Below are 9,225 nucleotides of genomic sequence, written 5' to 3'. Positions count from 1 at the left end.
AGTTACGAACGCGATGATCTGCATCGCGAAGTTGCCCGCCATCAGGGCAACCAACTGCTGCAAACCCAAAGCTGGGACCCAGCGGGACGCCTGCAAGAGCAACTGCTAGGACGAGACGACAAAACCACGCTCATAAAACGCGCCTACACCTACGACGCCGCCGGCCAACTCACCGACATTAACGACAGCCGTCGCGGCCCATTAAGCTACCGCTACGACCCAGTCAGTCGTTTGCTCAGCGCTACCAGCCGCCTGGGCCTGGAAACCTTCGCCTTCGACCCTGCGAGCAACTTACTCAACGACAGCGCCGCACCCGCGCGCCGTCCACTCGACCCCGAACCGGTCCGCCACAAACTGATCGACAACCTGCTGCGCGACTACGCCGGCAACCACTACGAATACGACGAACGCGGCAACCAGACCGAGCGCTGGACCAACGGCCTGCGCAGCGAACTGCACTGGGACCTATTCGATCGTCTGGTGCACTTCCGCGATCCGCGCCTCACTGTCGACTTCGGCTACGACCCACTCGGACGTCGCCTCTACAAACTCTCAAAAGCCCATTACCGACCGCGCCCAGAAGCCGGCACCGGCTGGAATGAAAACGAACACGCCCGCAAAGAGCGCGAGCTCGGCTGCGGCTTCACCTTATACGGCTGGGATGGCGACAACCTCGCCTGGGAAAGCAGCCCTCCACCCTGCGCTGGCGGGTTAGGCCGAACCGTCCACTACATCCACGAGCCCCGCACATTCGTGCCGGTGGCCCAAGCCATCCGCCACGAAACCATCCGCCTCGTAAGCCAACCGACCTACGAAGGCCGCTACAACTTCAAAGAAGACCCGCTCTGGAACTACAAGCCAGTCGCGCTGCCGATTGACGCACTCGCCTGGTACCAATGCGACCACCTCGGCACGCCCCAGGAAATGACCGACCAGAACGGCAACACCGCGTGGAGCGCTCAGTACAAAGCGTGGGGCGAGGCGCAAGAACAGCGCTCAGAGTCGCCCAGCAAGTCGGCCTGACCAACCCCATCCGTTTCCAAGGCCAATACCACGACCACGAAACCGGCCTGCACTACAACCGGCATCGGTACTATGATCCAAAGGTCGGGCGGTTCATCAGCAAGGATCCGATTGGCTATTTAGGTGGATTGAACATCTACCAATATGGGCCAAACTCAATCAGTTGGGTCGACCCGTTAGGGCTGGCAAGTTCGCCCGTCGGACCAGGGCGTAAGCCTAAGTCAGATAAGCCTAATCAGAACTGCAAACGCGCATGCAGAAAAAAATGGGAGGTCAATCGCTACGACCGGGTTTGCGAGGGTAATGTCGCTGGCGTGGGCTACGCGAGATATTATAAAGATCCAGATACCGATCGCTGGTGGTCGATGGATAAAACCGGCCATGGGCAGAGCGCCTGGAAAGTCTACGATGAGCACGGCGCATGGATTGCCGACGCAGATGTCTATGGGGATCACATGGATAAACACAAAAGCGAAACCGGAAAACACATCAACTTCAAATCTTTAAAATGCAGAGACAATAAATGATCACGTCTGCTGAAGAGTTTGTTGTACTACGAAGTAGCGAGATAAAAGCTGAGTACGACAGAGCTGCCATGGAAGAAGCTCCAAGTTCTGTCTGGCGAGAAGTAATTAAGAAATATCCTGAATATCTAAGGTGGGTTGTTCACAATAAGACAGTCCCATTGGAGATTCTGGAGGAGCTGTGCGTGGTCGACGCGGATAGCAGGCCGTTTATTGCCAGAAAAAGAAAGCTATCGTCAGCTCTATTTGAAAGTCTTTCGCAAGATGTCAATTCCTCAGTGCGACTTGGAATAGCGTCGAATAAAAAAACTCCCGGCTCGATCCTTGAGCGGCTTATTCATGACGACAATGAGGCCGTCGCTCGTCTTGCGAGAAGAAATTACGAAACAAGAAAAAGTTAGTTCGCTAAATGAGGCGAGTAGGTTAGACCATTGATTACTCCACCACTGCGGGACTGACTTATTTACGCTCAGGCGCTGTACATAAATCAGTCCCCTTACGATCCATGAAGAATCAGTTCCGCTTATGATCCAGTTTCCTCACCAAAACGTCGCTGCCGGCGCACTCAACTTCCCGGCAATCACCGCAATCGCCTTCTCCACATCACCCACCTCGGTATACCGCCCCAAGCTCAGCCTCAAGCTGCTGCCCGCCTGACCTTGGCTCAACCCCAGCGCCAGCAACACATGAGAAACGCTGCTGCTCGCCGAGTTACACGCCGAGGTCGAAGAAACCGCCAATTCACTGGCAAGGCTGGCGACGTTAAACCCCGGGCTGTCGATGCAAACGTTGAGCGTGTGGGGGACACGCTGTTGCGGATCGCCATTAAGGCTCACGCCCTTCAGGCTGAGCAGGCCTTCACGCAGTTGCGCCGAAAGGGCACTGATGCGCGCGACTTCCTCGTCCATTTCCGCGCTGGCCAGTGCGTAAGCCGCGCCCATGCCGACGATCTGGTGGGTGGCGAGGGTGCCGGAGCGGTAACCCTGTTCGTGGCCGCCGCCGTGCATCTGTGCTTCGAGAAGCGGCCGTGCGCGATCGCCGATGTAGAGTGCGCCGATGCCTTTGGGGCCGTAGGTTTTATGCGCCGAGAAGGACATCAGGTCCACCGGCAATGCGCTCAAGTCGATTGCCAGTTTGCCAGCGCCTTGAGCGGCGTCGACGTGGAACAGGGCGCCGTGCGCTCGCACAATCTGGCCGATGGCGGCGATGTCGGTGACGGTGCCCAGCTCGTTATTCACCAGCATCAGCGACACCAGCAGGGTGTCGTCGCGCAGTGCCTGGCGCACGGCGTCGGGGTGAATCAGGCCGCGGTTATCGGGTTCGAGCCAGGTCACCGGGCAACCGGCCTGCTCAAGCTGGCGCACGGTGTCGATGACGGCTTTGTGTTCGATGGTGCTGGTGATGAGGTGGCGACGGGCGCCGTTGTTGGGGTTGAGCGCGATGCCCTTGATCGCCAGATTGTTGGATTCGGTCGCGCCTGAGGTCCAGACCAGGGCATCGGCACTGCAGCCCACCAGTTCCGCGACCTGACGGCGCGCCAACTCAACGGCCTGGCGGGCTTGATTGCCGTAGGCGTGGGAGCTGGAGGCCGGGTTGCCAAAGGTGCCTTCGCGGCCCAGGCAGGTGACCATGGCCTGGATGACGCGGTCATCAACCGGTGTGGTGGCGGCGTAATCGAAATAACAAGGGAGTGTTTTCATGGGGATTTCTGCGCTGTCCGTCGTGCAGAAAATACTACTAGCGTCAGGCTGAAAAAAAATTGATTCCTCAACGGAGATTTAGACCCGGCTTAGATTATATTTCCGGCAAAACCCCAGTTAGCGGAATATGATTTTCAGCTTCGCGCTTTTTGGCCTATCTTTATCGCTTCCCGGCATATGACTTCACCTGAGGCCACCGCGCATCCCATGGACAAATTCGACCAGGCCATCCTGAGCATCCTGCAAAATGACTGCACCCGTCCGATTGCGGAAATCGCCGACAGCGTCGGCCTTGGCAGCACCGCATGCTGGCGTCGGGTACAGAAGCTTGAAGAGCAGGGCATGATTCGCGGGCGGGTGGCGTTGCTTGATCCTGGGCAATTGAACGTCGCCGTGACAGTCTTCGCCGCCATTCGCACCAACCAGCACAATGCCCAGTGGCTGGGACGCTTCCATGACCTGATTGCCACGTTGCCCGAAGTGGTGGAGTGCTACCGCATGGCCGGCGACACTGACTACATGCTGCGGATCGTGGTGCCGGACATCGCCGGCTATGACGCCGTCTACAAGAAGCTGATCCAGCTGTCCGGCATCACCGACATGAGTTCCAGCTTTGCCATGGAGCAGATCAAGTCGACGACCCAGCTGCCGTTGAGTTACACCCTCTAAGCCCGCGTCAAAAACGCCTGGTTAAACCCCGCGCAGAAAAAAAGCAGCCATCCGAAGAGGGCTGCTTTTTTTGTGCGTCGAATAAAGCCGTCGGAAGAATCAGACGCGGGCTTTGTCGATCCATTCCATGGACGTGCGCCAGATGCAGATCCCCAGGAAGTACGCCGACATCGCCAGCCACACGAACAGCGTCACCGACCCGTTGTAGGGGTGGTTCATCACCAGCAGGAAGCTGCACAAGAACCACACGGCCGTGACCGCGATGTTGAGCGGCATAAAGCGGCGAACGCGGAACGGGTGCAGGAACTTCATGCGTGTGACCGTCAGCAGCGCCAGGCAGATCACCGTGATGAACGTCAGCCACGGCGCAGGGGAAAGGATGTACACGCACAGGGCGACGACGTTCCAGGCGGCGGGGAAGCCCTGAAAGTAGTTGTCCTTGCTCTTCATCTCGACATTGCAGAAACAGAACAGCGAAGACACCAGAATGATCGAGGTGGTCAGCAGCAGGGTGTATTCCGGCAGCGGGATGTAGCGGTAGATGAACAGGGCGGGGATGAATACGTATGTCAGGTAGTCGATCACCAGGTCCAGCACGGAGCCGTCGAAGTGCGGCAGGACCGACTGCACGTTGAGCTTGCGCGCCAGGGAGCCGTCCACGCCATCGACAATCAGGGCAAAGCCCAGCCAGAGCAGGCACGCCTTGGGTTGATTGTCGAACAGAGCAATGGTCGCGAGAAAGGCGAGCACCACGCCCGTGGCGGTAAAACCATGGGCGCCCCAGGCCTTGAGCCAGGCGATGCGTTGAATTGGAATCATGGACGGTCCTTCTGGAAATAAGCGGGTTCGGTCGGGTACAGCAGCGGTCGACGGAACCAGAGGTGCATCTATCGACCGGGGATCGGCCGATAAGGTTCATACGTAACCCCTACACGGTAGCAGGCGGCGCAGGCTTTCGTTACTCAAATGTGACGCGGAGCCCTGAGACATGGCGGCGCGGGTGTCATTGGTCGGCTGGCCGAGAAAGAAGGCAATATGCTGGCCCCGGTGCAAGGGCGCTGTCGTCAGAATCCACGCCTGATCAGTCACTTAGGCAAGGAATCGCATGTCATTTCTCAGGGCTCTACTGACCTTCTGCGTTCTCGCAACGGTGACTTCCCAAGCCTTTGCGCGCCCTCCGAGCAAGAACGAACGCGACCTCTGCACCTGGGGCGCCGGGATGGCGGGCACCGCTCAGCAATACAAACTCTCCGGCCTGACGCTGTACGGCGCACGCAAGAAGATGCAGGCCCAGCACTTCGCCCAGCAGTGGATGCGCATGAGCGCACTGGGCATCACCGAACAGACCTACGACAGTCCTTCAAGGCTGCGGCCGGAAAGCGTCAAACAGGTGTATTACGAAGGCTGCATCAAGCACGAAGTCGCACGCCGCTGACTCACCGCGCTGCATCACGGAAGCTCCATTCCGAAAGGTGCAGCGCGGTTAGCGCAACAGGCCCGAATCAGTGGGGGGCGCGCGGGATGGTCTTCAGCAGATCAGCGGGGCTGATATGTCCCACCACCTGCACGCCGCTGCCCGGATGCGGCAGACCCAGAATGTGGCCCTTGATCTTGCCGATCACGTGCATCTCGCACGGCTTGCAGTCGAACTTCAACGTCAGCACTTCATCGCCATGCACCAGCTGCATCGGCGCCACCTTGGTGCGCACGCCGGTTACGCCCTTGGCCTGCTTCGGACACAGGTTGAAGGAGAAGCGCAGGCAGTGTTTGGTGATCATCACCGGCACTTCGCCTTTCTCTTCGTGGGCCTCGTAAGCGGCGTCGATCAACTGCACGCCGTGACGGTGATAGAAGTGCCGCGCCTTTTCGTTGTAGACGTTGGCCAGAAACGACAGGTGCGCCTCAGGGTAAACCGGCGGCGGCGCGGTTTCCGGCTTGCGGGCACCGCGGGGGTGCGCCTGGACGCGAGCGGCGGTCAAGCTCTCGATGACCTCACGGCGCAGGGCCTTGAGTTGCGAGTTCGGAATGAAGAACGCCTGGGGCGCGTCCAGCTCGATGGCCGTCGCGTGGTATTCAGTGGTGCCGAGCTGGCCGAGCAGATCGTGCAGCTGTTCCAGTGCCTGCTCCGGTTTGTTGGCAACGCCAAACGGGCCGTTCAGCTCGACGCGGGCGCTGATGCCTTCTTCGCTGGTGGCGACCAGTTCCAGACGCTCTTCACGCAGACGCGCCACCCATGACAAACCAATGCGGCGTTCGGCCGAGGTCTTTTGCAGCGCTTGCTGCCAGTTGTGATCGAGGTTGCGGCTGAGGGGATGGTTGGGCCGCAGTTGCAGGCCCTTCGGCATCTCGTTCGGCTCGACGCGGTAGCGATAGCGCTTTTTGCCGTCTTCTTCGAACTCGCCTTTGGGCTCGGCGATGTTGGCGCGGAAACCCACCACTTCGCGCTTGACCAGCACGTTGAGGCCGTCACCGTTGGACAGCGGCTCATGGGTGACCACCTGCAAATCACGCTTGCCGACTTTCTCGACCACGCCGACCAGCAGGCCGGTGAAGGTGGGAGAGTCGAACGCGCCAATGTCGATCTTGCGGTCGGTGACGAAGTAGTCAGTGCTGCCCCGGTGGAAGGTCTTGTCCGGGTCCGGCAGGAAGAAGTGCGCGGTGCGGCCGCTGGAGGCACGTGCCAGGTCCGGGCGGTCTTCGAGAATCTCGTCCAGACGCTGGCGGTAGTAGGCCGTGATGTTCTTCACATAGCCCATATCCTTGTAGCGGCCTTCGATCTTGAACGAACGCACGCCCGCATCCACCAGTGCGCGCAGGTTGGCGCTCTGGTTGTTGTCTTTCATCGACAGCAGGTGTTTTTCGTACGCAACGACGCGACCCTGATCGTCTTTCAACGTGTAGGGCAGGCGGCAGGCCTGGGAGCAGTCACCCCGGTTGGCACTGCGGCCGGTCTGCGCGTGGGAAATATTGCACTGACCGGAGAAGGCCACACACAACGCGCCGTGAATGAAGAATTCGATGGCGGCATCGGTTTCGTCGGCGATGGCGCGGATCTCTTGCAGGTTCAGCTCACGGGCCAGTACCAGCTGCGAGAAGCCGGCCTGATCGAGGAAGCGGGCGCGTTCCAGCGTGCGGATGTCGGTCTGGGTGCTGGCGTGCAGCTCGATGGGCGGAATGTCCAGCTCCATCACGCCGAGGTCCTGCACGATCAGCGCGTCGACGCCTGCGTCGTAGAGCTGATGGATCAGCTTGCGCGCCGGCTCCAGCTCGTTGTCGTGAAGAATGGTGTTGATGGTGGTGAAGACGCGGGCGTGGTAACGGCGGGCGAACTCGACCAGTTGGGCGATTTCGCTGACGTCGTTGGCCGCGTTGTGGCGCGCGCCGAAGCTGGGGCCGCCAATGTAGATCGCGTCAGCGCCATGCAGAATGGCCTCGCGGGCAATGGCCACGTCGCGGGCGGGGCTGAGCAATTCCAGGTGATGTTTGGGCAGAGACATATTTTTTTAGTCGGCACGGTCACGGTCAAGGCGCGCATTGTAGCGGCGAAACGCTTGACCGGCACCCGTCTGCTGCCCGGTGGCGCCTGCCTGTTGAGCGGGGCGCCGGAAAACCCGCGGGATCAGGCCTTGGCGGCCATCGCCGTGACTTCCACGCGCATGCCTTCGACGGCCAGGGCAGCGACGCCAACCGCCGCGCGCACCGGCCAGGGTTTGGCGAAAAAGCGCTTATAGACGTCGTTGAAAGCGGCGCGATCGGCCATGTCGGTGAGGTAGATGGTCAGGTGCAACACGCGGTCCATGGAACTGCCGGCCCGCTCCAGCGCCACTTTCAGCGCCTGCAGCGTGCATTCGCTCTGCTCGACGATACCGCCCAGTTCCAGAGTGCCGTCGGCGCGCGTGGGGATCTGCGTGGACACCAGCAGACCGCCAAAGCCGGCGACGTCCGAGGAGATGGAATCGGCGTCGGGATCCGGCGTGAAGGTGATGTCGTGGTTTGCCATGGGAGCTCTCTTCTACGAGTGTGTGGATGACGGGCCAGGAAACGGCCGACGCTCATGATGTCCGACTCGGAAGGGAAAGGGGAGGCCTGACGGTGTTTCGGCGGGCCATGTGGGCCTGGCTTGCGATCAATTCCTGATACCGATGTGCCAGGGGCCGGCACAAAAAAGCGAGCCGCCCTCACGTTATCTCTGACGCGAAGGCGGCTCCGGGGGGGTTGTCAAATCGGCGGATTCAACGTGATTGAAAGTAGCAGCGGTCGATTCCGTTAGCTAGCTAACATTTAGCAATTCAGTGTTGCGGATGTGGAAAGAATCGACATCGCATCGGTACTCGATGAAACCGCCTGGCAAGGCCGTTTTAAAAAACTCCGAACTCATCCCTCGCGCCTTCAGTCCACTTTTGACGCTGACCGTTTGCGTTGGACTATTTCAAGGAGAGCCCCATGACTGATTACCCGAAACCGCCGTTCAAGCCTCAGCAGCAAACAGTGCCTGGCGATCAGAGCCGAATGGAGCCATACCCGGATTGCGGTGAGACCAGCTACAAAGGCTCGGGCCGCATGAGCAACAAAATTGCGCTGATCACCGGCGGTGACAGCGGCATCGGTCGCGCAGTGGCAATTGCCTACGCTCGCGAAGGCGCCGACGTGGCGATTTCCTACCTCGACGAGCACGAAGACGCTAAGGAAACCGCACGCTGGGTGGAGGAGGCGGGCCGTCAGTGCCTGCTGCTGCCGGGCGATCTGGCCGAGAAGGCCCAGTGCCTGGCGATTGTAGACGAGACGGTGAAGAAATTCGGCCGAATCGACGTGCTGGTCAATAACGCTGCCTTTCAGATGTCCCACAAAACCCTCGAAGAAATCCCCGACGAGGAGTGGGTGAAGACCTTTGATATCAACATCACCGCGATGTTTCGCATCTGCAAGGCCGCAGTGCCCCACATGGCCGCGGGCAGTTCGATCATCAACACCAGCTCGGTCAATTCGGATTCGCCGAAGCCGACGCTGCTGCCCTATGCCGCCACCAAAGGCGCCATCGCCAACTTCACCGCCGGCCTGGCGCAGTTGTTGGGTGAACGCGGCATTCGCGTGAACAGCGTCGCGCCCGGCCCGATCTGGACGCCGTTGATCGTGTCGACCATGACTGACGAAGACGTGAAAAGCTTCGGCGAAGAAACCCCACTTGGGCGGCCGGGTCAGCCGGTTGAAGTCTCGCCGATCTATGTGCTGCTGGGCTCCGACGAAGGCAGTTACATCTCGGGGACACGTTATGGCGTGACCGGCGGCAAGCCGATCCTGTAAGGATTGCA

At 59.9% G+C, this 9,225-nt stretch carries 8 protein-coding genes and 1 pseudogene; 5 read left to right on the top strand and 4 right to left on the bottom strand.

Features of this window, described 5'->3' with window-relative positions; genetic code table 11:
• Both AC07RO_RS16915 and AC07RO_RS16910 read left to right on the top strand, forming a co-directional pair.
• Window positions 1-1,226: pseudogene (locus tag AC07RO_RS16915) on the top strand (RHS repeat-associated core domain-containing protein); the annotation flags it as partial.
• A 320-nt stretch (window positions 1,227-1,546) separates the two neighbouring features.
• Entirely contained in the window at window positions 1,547-1,948 is a 402-nt protein-coding gene (locus AC07RO_RS16910; protein WP_495086618.1) for a hypothetical protein, read from the top strand.
• A gap of 138 nt (window positions 1,949-2,086) precedes the next feature.
• Here AC07RO_RS16910 and AC07RO_RS16905 read toward each other — a convergent pair whose 3' ends face one another.
• Complete coding sequence (locus tag AC07RO_RS16905) at window positions 2,087-3,247, bottom strand: cysteine desulfurase family protein (protein ID WP_495086617.1); 1,161 nt, start codon at window positions 3,245-3,247, stop codon at window positions 2,087-2,089.
• Between the two features lie 207 nt (window positions 3,248-3,454).
• On the opposite strand from AC07RO_RS16905, the gene AC07RO_RS16900 reads away from it, so the two are divergent.
• The gene (locus AC07RO_RS16900) at window positions 3,455-3,916 is read left to right on the top strand and encodes an Lrp/AsnC family transcriptional regulator (RefSeq protein WP_282371358.1); all 462 of its coding nucleotides are present in this window, start codon (window positions 3,455-3,457) and stop codon (window positions 3,914-3,916) included.
• 99 nt (window positions 3,917-4,015) lie between these two features.
• Here the strand turns inward: AC07RO_RS16900 and pcsA are convergent, their stop codons facing one another.
• Window positions 4,016-4,735 carry a phosphatidylcholine synthase gene (pcsA, locus tag AC07RO_RS16895; protein WP_192172487.1) on the bottom strand — a complete coding sequence of 240 codons (720 nt, stop codon included), beginning with the start codon at window positions 4,733-4,735 and terminating at the stop codon, window positions 4,016-4,018.
• A gap of 286 nt (window positions 4,736-5,021) precedes the next feature.
• On the opposite strand from pcsA, the gene AC07RO_RS16890 reads away from it, so the two are divergent.
• A complete protein-coding gene (locus AC07RO_RS16890; protein ID WP_192172488.1) occupies window positions 5,022-5,351 on the top strand; it encodes a hypothetical protein in 330 nt (109 codons plus the stop codon).
• 67 nt (window positions 5,352-5,418) lie between these two features.
• Here AC07RO_RS16890 and AC07RO_RS16885 read toward each other — a convergent pair whose 3' ends face one another.
• Window positions 5,419-7,413 carry a peptidase U32 family protein gene (locus AC07RO_RS16885; protein WP_495086616.1) on the bottom strand — a complete coding sequence of 665 codons (1,995 nt, stop codon included), beginning with the start codon at window positions 7,411-7,413 and terminating at the stop codon, window positions 5,419-5,421.
• A 122-nt stretch (window positions 7,414-7,535) separates the two neighbouring features.
• Entirely contained in the window at window positions 7,536-7,916 is a 381-nt protein-coding gene (locus AC07RO_RS16880; protein WP_346625690.1) for a RidA family protein, read from the bottom strand.
• A gap of 443 nt (window positions 7,917-8,359) precedes the next feature.
• On the opposite strand from AC07RO_RS16880, the gene AC07RO_RS16875 reads away from it, so the two are divergent.
• Window positions 8,360-9,217, top strand: a complete 858-nt coding sequence (locus AC07RO_RS16875) for an SDR family oxidoreductase (protein WP_346628960.1) — start codon at window positions 8,360-8,362, stop codon at window positions 9,215-9,217.
• The last annotated feature ends 8 nt before the right edge of the window (window positions 9,218-9,225 follow it).

Source organism: Pseudomonas sp. GW821-FHT07F05, from assembly GCF_059418765.1.
This window is presented reverse-complemented; position numbering and strand designations above follow the sequence as displayed.

Coding starts and splice junctions, on each gene's coding strand:
- AC07RO_RS16910 (WP_495086618.1), top strand. CDS start 1,547: ATGATCACGTCTGCTGAAGAGTTTGTTGTACTACGAAGTAGCGAGATA.
- AC07RO_RS16905 (WP_495086617.1), bottom strand. CDS start 3,247: ATGAAAACACTCCCTTGTTATTTCGATTACGCCGCCACCACACCGGTT.
- AC07RO_RS16900 (WP_282371358.1), top strand. CDS start 3,455: ATGGACAAATTCGACCAGGCCATCCTGAGCATCCTGCAAAATGACTGC.
- pcsA (WP_192172487.1), bottom strand. CDS start 4,735: ATGATTCCAATTCAACGCATCGCCTGGCTCAAGGCCTGGGGCGCCCAT.
- AC07RO_RS16890 (WP_192172488.1), top strand. CDS start 5,022: ATGTCATTTCTCAGGGCTCTACTGACCTTCTGCGTTCTCGCAACGGTG.
- AC07RO_RS16885 (WP_495086616.1), bottom strand. CDS start 7,413: ATGTCTCTGCCCAAACATCACCTGGAATTGCTCAGCCCCGCCCGCGAC.
- AC07RO_RS16880 (WP_346625690.1), bottom strand. CDS start 7,916: ATGGCAAACCACGACATCACCTTCACGCCGGATCCCGACGCCGATTCC.
- AC07RO_RS16875 (WP_346628960.1), top strand. CDS start 8,360: ATGACTGATTACCCGAAACCGCCGTTCAAGCCTCAGCAGCAAACAGTG.